This window comes from Gracilibacillus alcaliphilus, from assembly GCF_016909015.1.
Lineage (GTDB): Bacteria > Bacillota > Bacilli > Bacillales > Amphibacillaceae > Gracilibacillus > Gracilibacillus alcaliphilus.
Window position 1 is genome coordinate 88,470 of sequence record NZ_JAFBFA010000013.1, and the last position, 21,524, is coordinate 109,993.

The following is a 21,524-nucleotide window of genomic DNA, read 5'->3' on the forward strand; positions in this document are numbered from 1 at the left end:
CTTTACTAAGGTTAGAAGAGACGTTTTTTATTTTTTTAAACCAATACGCTACAAACATCTTATTATTTACAGGAGGTATGTAATTCATGACAAACCCATTTCAATTTCCAGGCAGTGAAACTAATCTATTACATGCAGGACAACAGGTAGACCCAGCTACTAACGCCCGTGCCGTTCCTATTTATCAAACAACATCCTATGTATTTAATAACACGGAACACGCGCAAAACCTATTTGCCTTAGCGGAACCAGGTAATATTTATTCACGGATTATGAACCCAACAGTAGATGCCTTTGAGAATCGAATTGCTGTACTCGAAGATGGAGTAGCTGCTGTGGCAACTGCTTCCGGAATGTCTGCCATTACACTGGCGATTTTAAATCTTGCCAACTCAGGTGATGAAATTCTAGCTGATAGCAACCTCTACGGCGGAACCTATAATCTATTTAACAAAACATTGCCTAAATACGGGATTGATGTCATCTTTGTAGATGGAACTGATCCAGAGAACTTCCGTCAGGCAATCACACCTAAAACCAAGGCCATCTTCGGCGAGGTGATCACGAACCCAAGCTTAAATGTCTTCGATATTGAGGCAGTTGCTGATATCGCCCATGAAAACGGGATTCCACTGATCATCGATAATACATTCGCCACACCATACGTATGTAAACCAATCAGCTGGGGTGCGGATATTGTCGTGCACTCTGCAACTAAATGGATTGGCGGACATGGCACGACCATTGGCGGTATTGTTGTTGACGGCGGACGTTTTAATTGGAATAGCGACAAATTCCCTGGATTTACAGAACCAGATGAAACATATCATGGCATTCGCTTTGGAATTGATCTTGGCGCACCTGCCTTTGCCTTGAAATTACGTGTACAATTATTACGTGACATGGGGCCGGCATTAAGTCCACAAAATGCCTTCTATTTCCTGCAGGGATTAGAGACCTTGCATTTACGCGTAGCCCGGCACCATGAAAATACACAGGCTGTTGCTCAATATTTGAATAATCATCCACAAGTAGAATGGGTTGCTTATCCTGGTCTGGAGGAGCATCCTTCCCATGAACTGGCTCACAAATATTTACGCCATCATTATGGCTCTGTGATTACTTTTGGAATTAAAGGCGGACGTGAAGCTGGCAGACAGTTGATTGACCATATCACACTCTGGTCACATGTTGCCAATGTGGGAGACGCTAAATCATTAATCATTCACCCTGCCTCTACTACACATCAACAGTTAAGTGCAGAGGATTTAAAGAAATCTGGTACTACAGAGGAGCTTGTTCGGTTATCGATCGGCTTAGAAACGGCAGACGATATTATTGCAGATCTAGATCAAGCCATTGCCAAGGCTACCAACAGCGAGCCTACCATTCAGGCAGATCAAGCACAAGCCATCGCTTGGGCACTATCTTCTCCTTTTGCACGAGAAAATGGCGCCATTCGTCCAAAAGTTATTGCAGTGGCTGGTGATATCGAGGGTTCTGCAGCTCTAAACCAATTACAAAAACTAGGTTTCAGCATTTCCCCAGCAGGACAAGCTGATGGGGAAATAGATATATTATTTATTACTGAGCAAGGCCATGCACAAGCAGCATACAGCGATCAAGCGAAAATCATCTGGTTTGCAGAAGGTCAAACAGATGTGAGCGTCAAAGAGAAGGCAGAGGCGAACCACCAAATAGTGGTGACAGATAAATGCCCATTCCAAGAGGCAGACCGTCTTCGCCGTGGAGAATAAAAATTTATCAGGTTGACATGTTTCTTTCTATCTAACAAAGGGAAACATATACTATGATAAAGAATGCTCCATTGATTATTGTTATTTATCTCCCCAAGATAAATATATAGGAAAAGCCATGACAAATTGTCGTGGCTTTTTCATTGATTACATACTTTCGCCATGATAGTAACTGGCTGTAACCTTCCACTCATATAAATCTCTTTTGTAAGCACAGAAGCCAAATATACAAAAAGGGAGCTTTACAAGAAGTACAAATTCATCATCAAAAATTCAGACTGATTTGAGGATGGCTATCAGTGACAAGCGGAACATAGTTGAATAAGCAAAGATGGGGATAAATCATTCAACAATATGAAGGTAAGTTGTTTAGTCTTTCAAAAAATACCTGCAATGATTGAAAATAATTATCATAAAAACCATTCAAAAGCAGTTCTTTCTAATAACAGCAACTGGGTTACTTGCAGACATTCTTCCTTTAAAAACTCTAACATTCCTCGATATGTTTAGATATTGGTGCCAACTAGATCTTCTGCCTCTACCGTATTTCTATAGATAATTTCACGGTAATGTGTCCATTCTGTCTAATTTAGCAACTCTTCTTCGGAAATCCTCATTTTCACTAAAATCAGCTTTAATAAATGCCTTTATTAAATCTTCTGCTAACCATTCAGAAACAATCTTGCCGCCAATACACAACATATTCACATTATCATGTTCCACAGATTGATGGGCAGAGTAGGTATCATGACATACAGCAGCTCGAATACCTTTCATTTTATTTCCTGCAATAGCTGCTCCAACACCTGTGCCACAAAAAACAATAGCCCGCTCATATTTCCCACTGGTTATATACTGGCCAGCATTTTGGATAATATCTGGGAAATCTACCGGATCTTCCGAAAAACAACCAATATCTTTCCAGTCCCATCCATTAGCTTCGATAAAAGAGATCATGCTATTTTTCAGAACATATCCACAATGGTCGCTAGCAATTACCAACTTCATGATTAATCCTCCTCTAGAATAACTTAGTCCGTGTTACTAGAAGACTCTCGAATAACTAATTCTGGCTGAAAAATAATATTCTTCACGGAATTAGTATCTTTTGATTTAATTTGCTCAATGAGAAGCTTTGCTGATTCTTTGCCTAAATCATAGGCTGGCTGCTTAATAGTTGTTAACGGCGGATGAATATGTTTTGCCCATATAGTATCATCATAACCTACAATTCCAATATCCTCAGGCACATGAAGATTTAATTTTTTTAAGACATCTACTAATTCTAAAGTCAACATATTATTAGTAGAAAAAATTCCATCAATTTGAGGATCTTTATCCAAGGCTTGCTCAATTGTCTTAAATGCTTTTTTCAAATGTTCAATTTCTAATACACAAAAAGATTCTTTATTATAGCCATTTGCCTTCAGTGCTTCTTTATAGCCTTGAACCCTTTCTTGCCAAGTACTTATATTCTCATTCTTGTAAGTAAGTGCCATAATCTTGGAACGCCCTGTCTCTATCAGGTGGTTTACAGCCAGATAACCACCTTTTACATTATCTACTACTACATTATTAGCATGCAGATCCGGAACCTTTCTATTAATAACAACCATCGGAAACTTATTTTCCACTAATTCTTGGTATAAAGTCTGATTTTGTACAGTGGGATTAATCACAATACCATCCACCTGACGCATTTGAAATTCTCTTATATATTGTTCTTCCAAGGTTGGATCACCATCAGAGTTACAAATCATCAGATTATAGCCCTCAGCATTACACGTGTCTTCTACCCCCTCCAGCACATGAAACCAGAATTCATTTTTAAAATTAGATAGTACAATACCTATCACATTTGTTTTCATTGATTTTAGGCCTTTTGCTAAAGCATTAGGACGGTATTCCAATTCTTTTACAGCTTGCAGAACATTTTCAATCGTTTCTGGTGTGTTATGTCTGTAGTTTCCATTCAAAATCCGAGAAACAGTTGTTTTTGAAACTCCTGCTCTTTTTGCCACATCGGCTATTGTGACTTTCATTTCTATCACCATTTTCCATATCATATTAGTATTAGTTGTTATATCTGGGTTTGTAACTTCGAGAGGAAAATATTGAGCATAGTCCTATCTTATCATATTTTTATTTATTAGGATATTTACCCTTTAAGCCCACCAGTTGTAATTCCTTCTATTAAATACCTTTGGAAGAAAACAAATACGATAAACAATGGAATCAGGGATAGTGTTGACATGGCGAACATAGGCCCCCAAGCACTTTCACCAGCTGAATCCAAGAACATTCTCAAACCTAATGCTACGGTAAACAATTTGAGATCACTAATATAAAGTAATTGTCCAAAAAAATCATTCCATGTCCAAATAAAGGTAAAAATCATAGTGGTTACTAAAGCTGGAACAGATAAAGGCAAAATCAAATACCAGTATGTCTTTATTCGCCCGCATCCATCTATTTCGGCTGCTTCCACTAATTCATTGGGAATTCCTTTCATAAATTGTACCATCAAGAAAACAAAAAAACCTTCTGTTGCAAAAAACTTAGGCAATATTAAAGGATAATACGTGTTAATCCAGTCTAAATAGTTAAACATGATATATTGTGGAATAACAGTGACATGAAAAGGAAGCATTAACGTAAGTAACATGAGTGCAAACATAACAGATTTAAACTTAAATTCCAATTTAGCGAAGGCATACGCAGCCATTGAACAGGCTATGATATTTCCTATGATGGCTAAAGTTACAATAATTAATGTATTAACGAAAAAAGAATCAAAAGTATACCCCGAAACTCCTGCCCAACCCTGTACATAATTATCTATCGTCCACTTAGAAGGGTAAAACGAAACAGAACTAAAAATTTCTGATGGATTTTTAAACGAACTAGCTACCATCCATAGAAGCGGATAAAGCATAACTATACCAAATAAGATTACAAAACCATGGATAAATACTTTCGATATTTTTTGCCGTTTCTTGCTTACCCGAACAATATGATTGTGTTTTGTACTTATTTCCATTTCACACTCCTCCTATCCTTGGTAATACACCCATTTTTTTGATGTAGCAAAAATGATTGCTGTAGCTATTGCTATTGCAAGTAATAAGAACCAGGCCATCGCTGAGGCATACCCCATTGAAAATTGTGTAAATCCTTTTTGGTACAGATACAGAGTATAAAATAAAGTGGAATTTAAAGGGCCGCCTGTACCACCACTGACAATATAAGCAGGCGTAAATGCTTGAAAGGCTCCAATAATCCCCATGACAAGATTAAAGAATACTACTGGTGTAATTAAGGGCAAGGTTATTTTTGAAAATTGTTTCCACGGAGAGGCACCATCCATTTTTGCTGATTCATATAATTCAATCGGAACCTGCTTTAAACCAGCTAAAAATATAACCATTGAAGCTCCAAATTGCCAAATCATCAGAACAATCAGTGTATATAATGCTGTATTCGGATTAGAAATCCAATTAGTACCTTCTATGCCGATGTTAGAAAGCAGATTATTAATCAGACCATTACCTCCAAATATTTGCCGCCATAAGATGGCAATTGCCACACTTCCACCAAACAAGGAAGGTACATAATAGATAGCCCTATACAAACTCAGTCCACTAATTCCTTTATTCAATAAAGTTGCAATAAACAAAGCGAATGTTAACTGCAATGGTACACCGATTAATACATAAATTAATGTAACCCTTACACTTTCCAACCATTTTTCGTCTGAAAATAGCTGAGTATAATTATCTAACCCTATCCAAGTCGGTGCTGAAAACATATCATAGTTGGTAAATGAGAAATAAAGTGACGCCCCCATTGGAATGGCAGTCAAAGTAACTAAGCCAATCATCCACGGTGCTAAAAACAGATAACCGATCCAATTATCTTTCCAGAAAGATTTAAATTTCCCCATTATTATCACTCCTTATCCATTTATAAAACAACAAAGAAATAAACTTTTTTCTGTAAGCTAATCATATTTATTAGAATTTATATCAACAATCGATTATGATTGATATATTCGAACACTTTACATAAATCAGATTCAATTAAGAGATCAATCCTCCCTTATACCTTGCTCTTAATTGAATCTGAAAACTACTGGATCAAACAAAAATGTTATCTATTCTGGCCAGATGCTTTTTGCTTCATTCATAAAATCCTCAACTGCTTGTTCTACCGTTTTTTGTCCGAATGCTATAGCCTCAGCGTTATCTGCGTATAATGTCTCTATTTGATTGATCCCTTCCGGTGCATAAGGTGCTGGTTCAGATATTTCTACCGTTTCTTGAATAAACTCGACTGCTCGTTGTTCAGGCGGGGTTAATTCTTCAATTACTAAATTAGATGCCTCTGTACCAGCTGGTGGTCCTTGTTCTGTTTTAAAAATCTTTACTGCCTCTTCATTAGTAGTAAAAAATTCAATGAATTTTGCTGCTTCTTCCTTATGTTGAGAAGCTTCCGTAATACTTAAATAAGCTCCTTCAACATATTCCCCTGTGCCTCCATTTTCAATATGCGGATGGCGTACGGCATGAATTTCCCCCTCACCCATTTGTTCTTCGTATAAATACATTTGATTAACTGGCAACTTAAGTAACGCAACTTTCTTGGTAGCAAACATATTTGCTTCCAGAGGCAGGCCTTCATATTCATTACTTGTTGCAGCATCTGGAATAACATCATCCTGACGTAATTGATCCCACATCTCCCACCAATCTGTTAACACTTGAGCGTCAAAACCTAATTTTCCGTCTTCTGTAAATACATCTTGCCCATTTTGACGCGCATAATATCGAAGATCATTTATCTGTCCGCCACTCAAATCACCAATTGCCCAACCATCGTCACCCATTGCCTCCTTAAGTTCATTGGCTTTATCAATAAAATTATCCCAAGTCCAGTTAAAATCTGGATACTCGACTCCTAATTCATCAAATACGGCAGTGTTGTATACAAAACCAGGCATGGTAATTCCTTTAGCTACCATATAGATGTTATCGTCAATTTTGCCACTATCTATTGCTGATTCTGGGAAATCCGATAAATCAAGTTCTCCTGATTCAACAAATTCATTTAAATTATGCAATGCTCCACGCCTTGCATAATCAGAAACATAAAATTGATGCATACTAACTACATCAGGTGCATTCCCACCAGAAACTTGTGTTGTCAGGCGATCCCAATAGTCATCCCAACCGCCAAACTGTCTATCCACTTTTATGTTAGGGTTTTCTGCTTCAAATAAGTCAATGATTTCATTATATTTGTCATGGCGTCCTGTATCTCCCCACCACGAAAAACTAATTTGCACTTCGCCAGCTTCCCCTTCACCACTGCTATCTTTTGATCCATTCGATTCTTCATTACCACCACAAGCAACCAACAATATTAGAGAAAAAAACAACAGCATGGAAATATAATTTTTTTTCATTTTTTTGATCTCCCCTTTACAGTGCTCTTAGATAAACACACCCTCTAATCTAATGGTTTAATTTTTTCAAATCACCTCCTTTATCTATCTGACTGTTTGGTTATGTTTACCTAATAATAGATTTACTTATAGCGGCGAAATCTAGCTGACCACTTTCCTGCTGTGCTGCTTTGTACAGTTGTAATGCTAAGGAAGCAATTGGTAAAACAGAAGACTTACCCTCATCTACGGCAATTTGAATATCTTTCTTCATTAAATCCAATTTGAAACCTGGATTGAAATCTTCCTTCACAATGGCATCCGTTTTATTTAATAACATCCACGAGGCACCTGAACTATTTCCGATTACCTCTTTTATCATCGCCATATCGACATTCAGTTCTTTTGCTAAACTAATAGCTTCAGATGACGCTATCATATGGATCCCTGCTAACATTTGATTAATAGCTTTTATAGCATTCCCAGCACCTACATCCCCTACTAAATAAACATGACGCGCCATTGCATGGATAACATCCCTTACTTCTTCTAATAAATCTGCCTTACCCCCAACCATAACAGTTAATGTACCCTGTTCCGCTCCGATTGTTCCTCCACTCACCGGTGCATCTAGTATCCTAATTTGTCTAGATTGATAAATTTCAGCTAGTTTTTTTATCTTATCCGGTGAACCAGAGGTCATTTCGACTAATATGGCGTTGTCTTGGAAAGCATTGATAACATTATCTGAAAGTAAAACTGCTTCCACTTCTTTATCTGTAGGCAATATACTAATGACAACATCACTATGAGCAACTACTTCTTCCGCATTTGCATAAACGTTTGCTCCTGCTTTTTTCAGGGATTCGATTGGTAATGGGTTTTTATGCTTTGCTATACAAAGTTCAAACCCCGCCTCCAATATATTTCTCGCCATCGGAAGGCCCATAGCTCCTAACCCAATAAATCCTATTTTTTGTTTGACCATCGTTTATTTATCCCTCCTTAGCTAAAATAAAGTGAAACTTCGTTCAGTGGGGGCGACGGCACAGAATATGCTAGTGCAGACGTTGTCACGAACTTAACCAGCTTCCTCTCCCCCACTGAACGTTAGTTGAACCAATCGGACCCGCTACTGGCTGTTGGATTTCCCGCTTAGACATAACCTGTTCCCTTATTGCTTGAAGTGGGAGTCCTACAGCCAGTTACACCTCGATAAATGAACCGGCAAGTACCTAACTACTTGACAGTATCATCTAAATCCCAACCAAGTTTTTCATATAAACGTCTCCGCCCTTGCTTATCTTTTGACAATTCTTGATGAGCATATTTTGCAACTTCTTTTGCATATTTATTTGGAACAACTACTACCCCATCACCATCTGCAACAATTACATCATTTGGATAAATAGCTACCCCTCCAATAGCCACCGGAATATCTTTTTCATAGTATCGAATTCTTGTCTGATCCATTCCTTGAGAAACGAATTTCGACCAAACGGGTATTTTTTGCATAATAACTTCATCCGTATCCCGAATTCCGCCGCCATTCGTTAGGTAGCCTTTAACACCTTTGTGTAGATGATCCAATGTATTGTTAGATCCCAGAATTCCAACATCAACCCCTGCAATATCCATGCAAATAAAATCGCCTTCTTCGATATCATTTGCCCACTCATCAGTACAAACCTCGCTATAATACCACTTTGCCCATTTGGTATACTCATCACCAGTTACATTAGGAACTGGGCCTTCAAATGGCAAATAACGTGCCGTTCTAGCAATCCCTACTACTTGTGTACGGAATAATGGACGAATACTATGATGCACGGTACCGTATCCATGTAATCCTACCCAATCCATACCGTCTCTCACATCTGTTACACGTAAATCTTTATACAGCTCTAATATTTCCTCTCTGTTAAATTCACTCATTCTCAAATCTCTCCTTTTTATTTTTAGTTTGCTAAATCAACAAGGAAAACCCTTACATTTTATTTAGAATGTAATCACCACCTTTATTTTCTAAAGATACATCTTTTCATATAGTGCTAATCTTGGTGTTGTATCATTAAGTCATCTTGCTATCCAAATTAATGACTTAATAGCAGTAAAATGAGATGCTTATCCAACCCTGTTCCTCTTAATTGACAATAGTCTGTATAGTAAATTGTTTTGGAAATCGTTACACTAATCAGGGCTAGTCGAAGTAAAAACGTCTACTCACACAATTCTGTATGGAGGCTGTCTTTTCTCTAAAACGCAAATTAAGTTTTCAGCAGCTAATTCAGCCATTTTATGCCGAGTTTGCACACTCGCACTTCCAATATGCGGTAAAGCAACTACATTAGGTAATGACACAAGGGGATGGGAAGCATTAATCGGCTCTTGCGCAAAAACATCCAGACCTGCTCCAAATATGTTGTGTTCCTTGAGAACTTGGTATAAAGCATGCTCATCTACTACTCCGCCCCGAGAAGTATTGATTAAAATACTTGTTCGTTTCATCATCTTTAATTCTCTTTCTGCAATTAAGTGATGGGTATGTTTTGTATATGGAACCATTACACAGACAAAGTCAGCTTCTCTAAGTAAGGTCTCTAAACTTACATAGGCAGCATGTAAATCTTCAACTGATCGCAAGTTTTTATTTCTATTATGAAATATAATATTCATATTAAATCCCAATGCCCGGCGAGCAACCGCTGTCCCTATTCTTCCCATTCCAATAATGCCAAGGGTTGCACCATGTATATCTCTACCCGTTAACTGCATAGGTGACCAAGTTCTCCACTGATCATTTTTTATATAATCTACAGCTTCGGGAATTCGACGAGCAGTTGCCATTAACAAAGCAAAAGTTAAATCTGCAGTTGTTTCGGTTAAAACATCTGGAGTGTTGGTCACTATGATTCCATTTGCTTTAGCTGCTGTAATATCAATATTATTAAATCCGACAGCCATGTTACTAATTACTTTTAACTGCTGTGCACTCTCTATCATCTGTTCGTCTATTTCATCTGTTAACAAACAGTAGAGACCATCAACTTCGCGTATTTTTTCCTGCAAAATATGTCTAGGAACGGGAGTATCTTCACTATTCCACATCGCTAATTCACAATTTTCTTCTAACTTTTTCACGATGTTATTTGGTATTTTTCGTGTGATAAATATTTTAGGCTTCATTTTACAACTCCTTTCATCTGAAAATAACACACCATTACAGCTGATTCCCCACTATCCTTTCTATTTAACTAACACTGTTATAAGCCTATATTTTTGATGTATTAATAACCAACATAGACTGTTTTTAAGTCTGTAAAAAAATCTAAGTTGGAATGACCAATAGAAAATGCGCCGGTTCCAGAGTTTTTCGTTCCACCAAAAGGCAAGTGAGCTGCACTAGCTGTACCGTGATTAATATGAACCATGCCTGAGTCAATTTTCTCTACATATTTATAGGCAGTCGCTAAATCCCTAGTAAATATAACAGCTGCCAAACCATAGTCAACATTATTCGCTACCGCTAATGCTTCTTCTAATGTTTCCACTTCGGTAACGGTAATGACAGGGCCGAAAATTTCCTCCTGAGCAATTTGCATAGATGGGTGTACGTTATCAAATAAAGCCGGGGTCATATATGCCCCACTTTCAAATTTACCTCCTGTTAAGATTTCACCACCGTATAAAAGTGCTGCCCCTTCCCGCTTACCAATTTCAATATACTTTTGAACTGTTTTAAGATGGTTTTGATTTACTAAGGGACCAATAGTAGCTTCTTCCTCCCATGAAGGGCCAACTCTGATTTGTTTTATCTTTTTTAAAAGTGCTGCTAACAATTCCGCCTTTTTTTCTTTTATTACAATAACCCTGCTAATGGATGTACAACGCTGGCCGCTGCATGTACAGGCTGCTTCCACAATCTGATTAGCTACTTCCTTCACATTGTCGTAATCTATCACAACAGCTGGATTTTTTCCGCCTAATTCAAGTTGTGTTTTAGCAAGTTTTCGAGCAGCCATTTCATTTATTTTTATGCCTAACGCGGTAGAACCTGTAAAACTTATCCCCTTTACCGCTGGGTGTTGTACTAAACAATCGCCGACTTCTGAACCACTGCCAATAACTAAATTAACCACACCATCAGGCACCCCGGCTTCCGCTAACAGCCCCATAATTCTTGCTGAAGTCCATGGTGTTGCTGTTGCAGGTTTATACACGACGGTACAGCCATATGCTAAAGCAGGTGCAATTTTGCGCATTGGTGTCACCATCGGGAAATTCCATGGTGCAATGGCTGCAATAACTCCAATTGGCTCACGAACCGTGGAGTTCCAAACGTTCCCCCTTTCTGCCGGAAGTGTCTGTCCCTCCATTCGAAAGGCTTCCCCCGCGCTAAAACGGGTTTCCTTCGCTGCCCTCAGTACTTCACCAATTGATTCCTTCAAAATCTTTCCTTGCTCAGCCGAAACAATAAACGCCAATTCGTCTGCATTTGCTTCTAATAAATCAGCTATTTTATATAAAATAGCTCCTCTTTCAGGACCTGGTAATTGAGACCAACTCTTAAATGCTTTATTTGCTGCACTTACAGCCATCTCTACATCTTCTTTATTTGACCTAGGAAACTCCGCCAATGCTTGCGTTTGATTCGAAGCATTATAAACAGTGTACGTTTCACCGGCAGATCCTTCTTTCCATTTTCCATCAATAAAATTGCCATATTTCACACATGTTAGTTCTTTTAAAAAGTGCTGCATGTCCTTTGCTGTTGCCATCACATATTCCACTCCTTTATGCATTCATTAAAGACCGGCAAATATTTTTAAAATCTTCTATTGTTGGTTTAACAGGATTTATCGGGGTATTACCTGATTCCATGGCTTCTCTTGCAATCGCTTCCAGATGATCTTCTCTAACTCCAAAGTCTGATAAATTTTGTGTAATGCCTATATCCATTTTTAATTGTTCAATGGCTATCACTGCTCTTTTTGCTGCTTCCTTTTCAGATAGATGTACTATGTTTTCTCCAAATACACTCGCAATTTGGGCAAACTTTTTTGTATTTCCAATTAAATTAAAGCGCATAACTTCTGGTAGTAAAATTGCATTTACAACACCATGCGGAATGTTAAATCTTGCTCCCAATGGAATAGCTAATGAATGCGCTAATCCTAATCTAGTTGTGTTAAAAGCCATTGCTGCCATCGTACTAGCTAGCAGCATATCCTTTCTTGCCTCCATATTCTCTCCTTGAACTACTGCCAGCCTAAGACTTCTTGCTACCAGCTTCATAGCTTGTAAGGAAAGTGCCTCAGAGATTGGTTGTGTTACTTTATTAACATAAGATTCTAATGCGTGCGTTAAAGCATCCATTCCTGTTGAAGCTGTAATATGCGGTGGCAAAGTAATTGTTAATTCAGGATCGCATAATGCAATAGTTGGACAATTAAACATGCTTCCTACACTCAGTTTAGCTTTAGCTTGTTTATCCGAAAGCACTGAAAAACGGGTAATCTCACTCCCGGTTCCTGCTGTAGTTGGAATAGCTATCACAGGAAAACCGGGTGACTGAACCTTGTCAAGCCCGACATAATCACGAATATCCCCTCCATTTCCAAGTAACATCCCTACAGACTTTGCGGTATCAAGCGAACTGCCACCTCCAACCCCTATGATTACATTACAATTTTTTTCTTTTGCTATTTTATAGGCATGATCAACAGATTCAATGGTTGCTTCAGCTCCAATATCTGAAAAGATTTCATAGGGAACTTTTCCTTCTATTAGTGGTTTTTCTACTTTTTCTACTATACCTGCCTCAACAACACCTGGGTCACCGATAACTAATGCTTTGTTTCCTTTTACTTCTTCCACATATCGTTTTAATTGGTTAACATATCCTGCTCCAAATTCAATTTTGGTAGGTATTTCATATCGAAAATGACTGCTCACTAGCATGTTATACACCTTCACTTTCCTTTACATTTTGTATGGAGGCTTTACTTATATCTAAGTCATACTTGAGTCCTAGATTTCTTAGTTCTTCCTCAACTTTAAAAGGTAATTCAATACCTTCCTTTTTTCTCTTTTCAGACAACCTCTTCTCAATCTCTCCTGGAATTAATATTTCGTGAACTCCGTCTGCTCTAGGTTCTGATTTTATATCATCCATATACATATCCATGCGCTCTTTAAAAATTTGAATGTCCATAAAGCGATTGACATCTATCGTGATGAAAAAATGACCGACATTTTGTGGGAATTCCCAATCCTCATACATATTTCTTACATATTTTCCAAAACCTGCACCAGTTAAAACGCCTGATAAAATATCTATAAACATAGAAATTCCATAACCTTTAGCCCCGCCTAAAGGCAATACAGCCCCTTCCAGTGCTTCTTTTGCGCTAGTAGTTGGTTTCCCGTGTCGATCAACCGCCCAACCTAAAGGTATTTTTTCTTCTTTTTGATCGGCCACAATAATTTTCCCTCTTGCTACAACACTAGTCGCCATATCTAAGATAAATGGATCATATTTTCCACATGGTACACCTACAGCTAATGGATTGGTTCCAAGGAACGGTCTAACTCCTCCAGTAGGTGGCATAGTTTGTGATGCATTTGACATAACCAAGATAATCAACTCTTCTTTCACTGCACGCAAAGCATAATATGCGCCTGTCCCAAAGTGATTAGAGTGTTTCGCACCAACAATACCAATTCCAGTTGCCTTTGCTTTTTGCATAGATACTCTTAAAGCTTTATCACCAACCAGTGCTCCAAAGTTATTACCTCCATTTACAACAGCAATTGACTCCGCTTCATTCTCCACAGAGATCATTGCATTTGGATCAATCATCTTCTCTTCTATTCTCTTTAGATAAATACTTGTTCTAACTACGCCATGTGAATCTACTCCTCGTAAATCAGCCTCAACTAGTGATTGTGCTACTATTTTTGCTTTTTCTAAATGAACACCAGCTCGATTAAACATAGTTTCACAAAATTCTGCCAATTTTTTATAATGATATTTATTTGGAGATTTCATCAATCTCACATCCTTTAGTTTTCAACGTCTCATCTATCCATCTTCTATCAATTGTGCCGTTTTTTATTTCCTCAAATGTTTGATACTCTTTCTTCTCTTGCTCTTTAACCTTTATCAGCACTTGCTCTGCCTCATGAGCAGGAATAGCAACAACCCCGTCCTCATCCCCAATAATTAAATCCCCCGGTTCAATGATCATTCCGCCTATGGAAACAGGAACATTAATTTCCCCAGGGCCATCTTTATAGGGTCCTCGATGAGTAACACCTTTTGCATACATTGGAAAGTCACCTGATAAAAAAGCTGAAGAGTCACGAATGGCCCCATTCACTATACAGCCTCGAATCCCCTTTTTCTTTGATAACTCCAGCATTATTTCACCCATGATAGCATTCGTTGTCTCCCCTCCCGCATCTACCACTAATACATCGCCTGGTTCTGCCAAATCTATTGCTTTGTGGACCATTAAATTATCTCCTGGTCGTGTTCTGATCGTTAAAGCTACACCTATTAATTTCCCTTGTTTAAAGTAGGGTCTTAATTCAGAACCGGCAGAAAACATTCTATTCATGTTGTCACTTACATGGGGAGTGACAACATTTCTAAATTGATCAATCATTTGCCTGCTAATCTTTCTTTCTCTTTGTAAAATTCTAAAACCAATATCTTTCAAAATAATCACACCTTTGCATTTTATAGAAATCGATTTCCAAAACAAATAAATAAAAAAGGCTATAAATAATTTAATTACCCCGCTAATAATAAGAGGATTGAGACTGCAATTTTATAAACATGCACATAATTATAAACCGTTTTCCGAAAACCCTTACATTTTTAAGTTATAAATACTGATATTACAGTATTTTATACATAAAAACCACTAGGTTTTGCGTTTCAAGATTAGTGTAACGATTTCTAAAAAGAGAATAGCAAATTATTTAAAAAGCGTCAACTTATTTTTTTAGAAAAATAGACAAAACACCCATTAACCAATCTTGTAGAATATCCTCTGCCGCTTGATTGACTTGTGTTAGAGGTTATAAAAAAAAATCTGATAAATAATAATTTTTTTCATCCCTATCGCTAGTTGATAATTCTTTCAATATGATATTTACAGACATAAGGGCATAGCGAATCAGAATATTATGGTATATGTATAACACCATGTTAATATTGATAAAATGAAGGGTATAAAATAAATATGAAATATTGTATTGTAGGTGTATGTAGATGAGCAAAAAAAGATTCATCATGCTATTCTCTTTCATCATGGTGATTGGAGTAGCTGTCTTTCTTTTTTTACAACCAGATAAAGAGCAAACACAACCGGTGCCAAGTGATCCTTCTGAACAAGAAACGGAAGAAGAAGCGACAGTGGAAAAGCCGGAAGAAGAGGAATCACTGATTCAAACAGTTAGAGAAAGAATGGTTGGAGTCTTTACCTTTTTACAGAATGATACACACATTACCGCTATTGGTGATTCTTTAACACAAGGTGTCGGAGATGAATTCGATAACGGGGGATATGTTGGCATTCTGGAAGACCAGCTTGAAGCTGGTAATGTCCGTGTTACCATCGATAATTTTGGCGTGCGCGGGAATCGTACCGACCATTTATTAGAACGGTTAGAGGAAAAACCAGAAATTAATGAATCACTGGAAGAGGCTGACATTGTGTTAATAACAATTGGCGCCAATGATATTATGCAGATTACGAAGGACAATTTCATGAATCTAACCGAAGAACCATTTATCAATGAGCGTGAGCCATACAGCGAACGATTAACAAATATTTTGGAACATATGACTGAAATCCAGCCTGAGGCACGAATCTATCTATTAGGAATCTTTAACCCATTTGAAATGTATTTTGGTGAAATTGAAGAATTGGATCGAATTGTTACTCAATGGAATAACACCAGCCTTCAAGTCACTAATCAATTTGAACAAGCGCGATTCATTCCCATGCAAGATATATTTCAACATACAAATGGTGATGTATTCGCTGAGGATAACTTCCACCCTAATCATAGCGGCTATCAATTAATGGCCGACAGAGTGATTACTTATTTACAGAACGATATCCAAGAAGCCCAAAATTAAAGGATGACAACTATGAGAGAGAGAAAATTAACAGATTGGAAAAGACTTTTCCTTACTTTATTATCTATTAATGCGGTCATTTTTTTGGCTGTTCTGATATTTATTTTTTGGCCGGTACCAGGGGCTGAACCGCCAAATAAACAATTTATCGAAGATGAAGCTGGCGCTGAATTTACCATTCGCTCAAGTAAAGATAATTTGAACGAACTCGTCAACGCCTATATCGATAAATTGCCGAAACAAGAAAATATTCAATATGCCATTAAATTTGACCAGGAAGTCCATCTATTGGGGTCTATCGAGGTATTCTCCTCAGAAGTACCCGTGAATATTACTTTTGAACCGATCGTTCAAGAAAACGGTGATATTCTCTTGCAAGCAACCGGTATGTCACTTGGACTATTGAGACTCCCTGAAGACAGGATCTTGCAATATGTAAACAGCCGGATCAAAACTCCAGAGTGGATCACCATTAATCCAAAAGAGGAATCCATTTATATTGCCCTAACCCAAATGGAACTCAAAAGTAACTTTCACGTCAAGGCACAGCAAATTAATTTAGAGGATGATAACATCAGTTTTCGTATTAAGATACCGAATAAAACACTTGGCCTATAAATGCGTGTTCAAAAAGGTCGAGAAAAAGGACCAAGAAGTTCAAGGCAGTGCAGCTTTGAGTAGCGGAATGTATGCTATTAATACATGAGCAACGGAAAAGTAAGCTAACGAAGAAATTCGATGCGTCATTTTTGTTGGCCTTTTTGAACATCTTATAATGTTTAATCTTGCTGAATCAAATCATTCTGGTAAGCATAAACAGCTGCTTGAGTCCGGTCTTGCACCTCTAATTTGCTCAGGATATTGCTGACATGCACCTTCGTTGTCTTCAAGGCAATGAATAATTCGTCAGCGATCTCCTGATTGGTTTTGCCTTGGGCAATCAGCAAAAGAATCTCCATCTCACGTTTGGTAAGACTATCATGAAGTGATTCTTTATTCTTTCCAGAGAACTTCTGCATCACCTTAGCGGTCACTTCTTTTTCCAGCACTGTTTCACCATTATAGGTATTACGAATCGCATTGGCAATCACATCTGCCTTAGAAGTTTTCAATAAATAACTAGTTGCACCAGCTTCCAGCGCCGGATATACCTTATCATCATCAATAAAACTAGTGACAATCAACACCTTCGCTTCCGGCCAAGCCGTTGTAATATGGCGCGTTGCTTCAATGCCATCCATTTCATCCATGACTAAATCCATTAAAATAATATCCGGCTTTAACTCTAATGCTAAATCAACCGCTTTTTTTCCGTTATCTGCTTCAGCAATGACTTCAATATCTGGTTGTGTAGATAAGTATGCACTCACACCAATTCTTACCATTTCGTGATCGTCCACAAATAGAACTCGTATCATTCCTGCTCACCTCCATCACTAATTAACGGCACACGTACTTCCACTTTTGTTCCTTGATCTTTAATACTTACAATTTTCAAGTTGGCTCCAACTTCTGCTGCTCGTTCATACATATTTGTTAGACCATAGGAGCGGTCTTGCTTCTCTTGTACATTAAAACCAACACCATCATCGGTAATTCGTAAAATAATCAAATCTTCACGTTCCATCAGCAGGACAGAAACTTTACTTGCTTTGGCATGGCGCAAGGCGTTAGAAATAGTCTCCTGCAAAATTCGAAAGAGCTGGTCTTCTATCCCTTTATTGACGGTTATTTCTTCTAATTTCCATTCGATATCCATCGGCACTTTGGCAGCAAGCTCTGCCAGCAGCTGTTCAATACCTTCGTTTAATGTCTTATTCTTTAACTGCACAGGCCGCAAGTGCAACAGCAAGGCACGCATCTCCAATTGTGACTGCTGGATCATCGTCTCAATCTGTTGCAGTTGTTTCGTCAATGTTTCATTTTCATTATTATTAGCGGCAATGACCGCCGAAACTAACATCGATGCAGCAAATAATTCTTGGCTTACGGAGTCATGTAATTCTCTTGCCAAGCGATTACGTTCTTCAGAGATTACTTGGTTGATCGTCTCTTCCTGATCGCTGGCCCTTTCTTCAATCAATTTCTGTGCTCGTTTCGTCTGATCTTGGATATATTGCTGTACTTCTTTTAGTCGATCAAGCACATCCTGCATTTCTTCATAGGATACCGGATCAGAAAATGTTTGATTTTTCAGGATACTTGTAAGACTAGTCTCCATGTACTGAATCCGGCGCTGCCAAAAACTCGTCATGACCATCCCGACAACTGCCCCAAATAAGATCGTAATTGTCGGCAGGATTACAATAAAGGGTACTTCAAATACTTTTTTTGTCCATAAAACTGACCAATTATCGATTGGAAAGGCGATATAATAGATAGCTCCCATAATTAACAAAAGCAGAAAAGCTAGCAATGAGGTTAAGGAAATCATTCGTGTATATAGCTTCATCCTCTTTTCACCTCAAGCTTTCCGGCAATCATTTGCGTAAAAATCTTGACTCTTTGATCAGAGGCATAATAGTCTTTTGTCTGTAGTTGAATATGTCGATTAAAGGCATTGGCTTCACTGTGATCAAATACATGAATATCGCCAAACACGACGGTATGATCCAAAATGATTTCTACATCATACGGCACAATGATCGTCACCTTACCGGCCAATTGGCGGATGATGATTACAGCTTCTTCAGGTGGCAGCATCGTATCATTTAAATCAATTACTACATCCCCTACAGCCGATTGAAAATTCAAATCCTGCCAGATAAAGCCTTCATCTGTCGTATGATATTTACCAAACCATTTGTTTTGAATGACATGATCTTCATAAGGAACTTCATCTGCCGCATTAACATATTTCGGCTTTTGTTCTGTTTCCTGCTGTCGCTGTTGATACCAATGCCAAATAAGATATACTACTGCTGCACCAATTACAATACGTAAAATAAATGTATTTAAAACAGCGATAAAAATAAAGAATGCCCCACCCCAGAAGATCGTTTTACCTGTTATCGTGTGAAAGGACTTTCTGCCCAGATAGATTCCTACTGCCCCTAAGGCAATTAAAAAAAGGAGGCCTGGATCCATAAAAATAATTTCTAATAATAAAAACACAGCACCAATGATCAACAATAGCTGTAATAGATCATGGTTACCTTTTTTAAACATATAGATCGCCTCCTTTTTTCTATTTCTGTCTAATAACTGCACTTTTGCTATGTTGATATCTTGATCTAAAAAATTCAAAGACGTGCTGCCTGATCCATTTCTTAGCTGGCACAGGACGCTGAATTTGCTTTAGGGTTCAAAGAATGTGTCAAAATGTATATTTTATCTCTTCCAACCAGCCACAATGGTAACCACAATACTGCAAATGCTAATAATAGTCCCTATAATCCCCACCATACCTACGCTGACACCATCCTGAACAAAGAAGCCGATTGGTATAAGTCCTAGAAATGCTATCACGATAAACCCTTGGTATACAGCTGATATTATTTTGACCACCATATTATTAAAGAGCGATAAAAACAAAGGTGGCAAAAAGAGGACGACTATCATTCCAATTGACAGCCACAAACCTAATGGCTCGTCATAGGAAACTGTGTTCGGCCCTGTTGGATTTTTAGCCGCTAATAAAACAGCAACAATTGCTGTAATCAAAGTCAATAACACCATTAAAAACCTTTTGAACATAAAGAAACTCCTTTTTCGTACACTTCTTGAACAACCTCTAATGTAAAAGTATAGAAAAGGTGCAGAGCATATCCTGCACCCTCTTTGTATTTTTGTTTGTATATCACATACTATTTATTTGGTCATTAGTGAACTGCTCTGCTTCCTGATAAGTTTCGCTAACCATCAGTGGGAAGATCACCCACTGATGGAAGTCTCACTTTATCACGGCCGCTCTTTTTTTAATATGACTTATTCTTTTTTCTGATAATCACTAGTATTACGGAAGAGCGAGTCATCTGCTCTGCTTCCTGATAAGTTTCGCTAACCATCAGTGGGAAGATCACCCACTGATGGAAGTCTCACTTTATAGAATAACATGTTTTTAGTTAGATTTTGTAGCTTTTTTTTCTAACTCTTGAAAACGGGCATCTAGGGTATGCAGACGGTATTCGGAATGAACACGTTGTTCGATTCGCTCGATATAGCTTTCTAGTTCGGCAAATTTAGAAGCGCTCTTCGTCACAAGTTCTGCCTCTAATACCTTATTCATGCCTTGCTGCGTGCGGGCAACATTCTCACGGCTGCGCAGTTCTAGGCGTTTGACATACAGGTCTTTTAGCTTTTGTTTCATTTGGATATACTTAGTTTCCAGCGTTTCCAAGTCTTTGATTGCTTTATCAGACATCTCATTTAGATGAGCTACTCGTGCTTCATATTGTTCTAGTTCCGTTTTGGCTTCTTCTACTAATTCGATTTCCTGCATATCTTCTGCCAATTGAACCTGGCGCTTGCGTTTTTCCACCATCATTTTAGCTTGGTTGCGCTCGCGGTCAATATCATGCTTGATTTCATACTGCTTATCCATAAGATGCTTGATCTTCTTGACCTCTTGCTCACATTCACGGATATATTGGTTGACATGAGCAATCGGGTTCTTTTCTTCCTTTCGATCCATGGCTTCGTGTAAGTCGGCCATAATAGTATCTTTAATACGGGTAAATAGGTTTGACATAGTAATTCCTCCTTGATTTGATTAGATTAGATTAGATTTGATCCCAATCCAGGGTTTCTGTTGTTTCTTTTTCTTGTTGGTATTTTTTATAGGCGTAATACAGCACTACTAATGCAACTACACCGATCAGTGCGGGGATATTAGACAGTGACATCGATATACCGATCAAAATCACAATCGCCCAGCCGACTTTTCCGCCTGTTGTTTCCGCTAGGATGAAATGTTTTACTCCGAAATAGGCGATGACTAAGCTGATAGCTAACATAATCATCGGGCCTAAATTGGCCAATAGAACGATACCAGCGATGATCGCTAAACTGACGATCAAGAATGTTTTCATATGCTTCATCCTCCTTCCATACCTATATGATAGTGGTTTTCGTGCTTTATCAGAACGGGCTGGGGATATATTTTGGAGTAGGTCCTGAGGCGTAGAGGAACTAAGCCAAAGGAATTTTTCTATAAACTTTTATGCTTTTT

At 38.1% G+C, this 21,524-nt stretch carries 21 protein-coding genes; 3 read left to right on the top strand and 18 right to left on the bottom strand.

Annotated features, from left to right (window positions below; all coding sequences use genetic code 11):
- Positions 1-86 precede the first annotated feature (86 nt).
- On the top strand, positions 87-1,757 hold the full coding sequence (locus JOD18_RS11410; RefSeq protein ID WP_204669160.1) for an O-acetylhomoserine aminocarboxypropyltransferase/cysteine synthase family protein: 1,671 nt from the start codon (positions 87-89) through the stop codon (positions 1,755-1,757).
- A gap of 561 nt (positions 1,758-2,318) precedes the next feature.
- Here JOD18_RS11410 and JOD18_RS11415 read toward each other — a convergent pair.
- The 12 genes from JOD18_RS11415 to JOD18_RS11470 form a co-directional block, all read right to left on the bottom strand.
- Complete coding sequence (locus tag JOD18_RS11415; protein WP_204669161.1) at positions 2,319-2,765, bottom strand: RpiB/LacA/LacB family sugar-phosphate isomerase; 447 nt, start codon at positions 2,763-2,765, stop codon at positions 2,319-2,321.
- A 23-nt stretch (positions 2,766-2,788) separates the two neighbouring features.
- Complete coding sequence (locus JOD18_RS11420) at positions 2,789-3,808, bottom strand: LacI family DNA-binding transcriptional regulator (protein WP_338029532.1); 1,020 nt, start codon at positions 3,806-3,808, stop codon at positions 2,789-2,791.
- 107 nt (positions 3,809-3,915) lie between these two features.
- Positions 3,916-4,797 (bottom strand): carbohydrate ABC transporter permease, encoded by an 882-nt coding sequence (locus JOD18_RS11425; protein WP_204669162.1) that lies wholly within the window; start codon positions 4,795-4,797, stop codon positions 3,916-3,918.
- 12 nt (positions 4,798-4,809) lie between these two features.
- Positions 4,810-5,700, bottom strand: coding sequence for a carbohydrate ABC transporter permease (locus JOD18_RS11430; RefSeq protein ID WP_204669163.1), 891 nt, complete (start codon positions 5,698-5,700; stop codon positions 4,810-4,812).
- Positions 5,701-5,910: 210 nt separating this feature from the next.
- Positions 5,911-7,221, bottom strand: coding sequence for an ABC transporter substrate-binding protein (locus JOD18_RS11435; RefSeq protein WP_204669164.1), 1,311 nt, complete (start codon positions 7,219-7,221; stop codon positions 5,911-5,913).
- A 106-nt stretch (positions 7,222-7,327) separates the two neighbouring features.
- On the bottom strand, positions 7,328-8,188 hold the full coding sequence (locus tag JOD18_RS11440) for an NAD(P)-dependent oxidoreductase (RefSeq protein ID WP_204669165.1): 861 nt from the start codon (positions 8,186-8,188) through the stop codon (positions 7,328-7,330).
- A 251-nt stretch (positions 8,189-8,439) separates the two neighbouring features.
- A complete protein-coding gene (locus JOD18_RS11445) occupies positions 8,440-9,135 on the bottom strand; it encodes an RraA family protein (protein ID WP_204669166.1) in 696 nt (231 codons plus the stop codon).
- Between the two features lie 288 nt (positions 9,136-9,423).
- Positions 9,424-10,386: a 2-hydroxyacid dehydrogenase gene (locus JOD18_RS11450; protein ID WP_204669167.1), complete on the bottom strand. Its 963-nt coding sequence runs from the start codon at positions 10,384-10,386 to the stop codon at positions 9,424-9,426.
- A gap of 101 nt (positions 10,387-10,487) precedes the next feature.
- On the bottom strand, positions 10,488-11,978 hold the full coding sequence (locus JOD18_RS11455; RefSeq protein WP_204669168.1) for an aldehyde dehydrogenase family protein: 1,491 nt from the start codon (positions 11,976-11,978) through the stop codon (positions 10,488-10,490).
- Positions 11,979-11,994: 16 nt separating this feature from the next.
- A complete protein-coding gene (locus tag JOD18_RS11460) occupies positions 11,995-13,161 on the bottom strand; it encodes an iron-containing alcohol dehydrogenase (protein WP_204669191.1) in 1,167 nt (388 codons plus the stop codon).
- 1 nt (position 13,162) lies between these two features.
- On the bottom strand, positions 13,163-14,251 hold the full coding sequence (locus tag JOD18_RS11465) for an Ldh family oxidoreductase (protein WP_204669169.1): 1,089 nt from the start codon (positions 14,249-14,251) through the stop codon (positions 13,163-13,165).
- Entirely contained in the window at positions 14,235-14,924 is a 690-nt protein-coding gene (locus JOD18_RS11470; protein ID WP_204669170.1) for an RraA family protein, read from the bottom strand. The genes JOD18_RS11465 and JOD18_RS11470 overlap by 17 nt, the downstream gene beginning before the upstream one ends.
- Before the next feature lie 557 nt (positions 14,925-15,481).
- Between JOD18_RS11470 and JOD18_RS11475 the strand changes: the two genes are divergently transcribed.
- Positions 15,482-16,354 (top strand): SGNH/GDSL hydrolase family protein, encoded by an 873-nt coding sequence (locus JOD18_RS11475; protein WP_204669171.1) that lies wholly within the window; start codon positions 15,482-15,484, stop codon positions 16,352-16,354.
- 12 nt (positions 16,355-16,366) lie between these two features.
- The gene (locus tag JOD18_RS11480; protein ID WP_204669172.1) at positions 16,367-16,972 is read left to right on the top strand and encodes a YpmS family protein; all 606 of its coding nucleotides are present in this window, start codon (positions 16,367-16,369) and stop codon (positions 16,970-16,972) included.
- 161 nt (positions 16,973-17,133) lie between these two features.
- Here JOD18_RS11480 and JOD18_RS11485 read toward each other — a convergent pair whose 3' ends face one another.
- The 6 genes from JOD18_RS11485 to JOD18_RS11510 form a co-directional block, all read right to left on the bottom strand.
- Complete coding sequence (locus JOD18_RS11485; RefSeq protein WP_204669173.1) at positions 17,134-17,772, bottom strand: response regulator; 639 nt, start codon at positions 17,770-17,772, stop codon at positions 17,134-17,136.
- Complete coding sequence (locus JOD18_RS11490; protein WP_204669174.1) at positions 17,769-18,806, bottom strand: sensor histidine kinase; 1,038 nt, start codon at positions 18,804-18,806, stop codon at positions 17,769-17,771. Before JOD18_RS11490 ends, JOD18_RS11485 begins: the two co-directional genes overlap by 4 nt.
- The gene (gene liaF / locus JOD18_RS11495; RefSeq protein ID WP_204669175.1) at positions 18,803-19,522 is read right to left on the bottom strand and encodes a cell wall-active antibiotics response protein LiaF; all 720 of its coding nucleotides are present in this window, start codon (positions 19,520-19,522) and stop codon (positions 18,803-18,805) included. The genes JOD18_RS11490 and liaF overlap by 4 nt, the downstream gene beginning before the upstream one ends.
- 162 nt (positions 19,523-19,684) lie before the next feature.
- Positions 19,685-20,050, bottom strand: a complete 366-nt coding sequence (locus JOD18_RS11500; protein WP_204669176.1) for a hypothetical protein — start codon at positions 20,048-20,050, stop codon at positions 19,685-19,687.
- Positions 20,051-20,414: 364 nt separating this feature from the next.
- Positions 20,415-21,044, bottom strand: coding sequence for a PspA/IM30 family protein (locus JOD18_RS11505; protein ID WP_204669177.1), 630 nt, complete (start codon positions 21,042-21,044; stop codon positions 20,415-20,417).
- Between the two features lie 31 nt (positions 21,045-21,075).
- A complete protein-coding gene (locus tag JOD18_RS11510; RefSeq protein WP_204669178.1) occupies positions 21,076-21,384 on the bottom strand; it encodes a lmo0954 family membrane protein in 309 nt (102 codons plus the stop codon).
- Positions 21,385-21,524 lie beyond the last annotated feature (140 nt).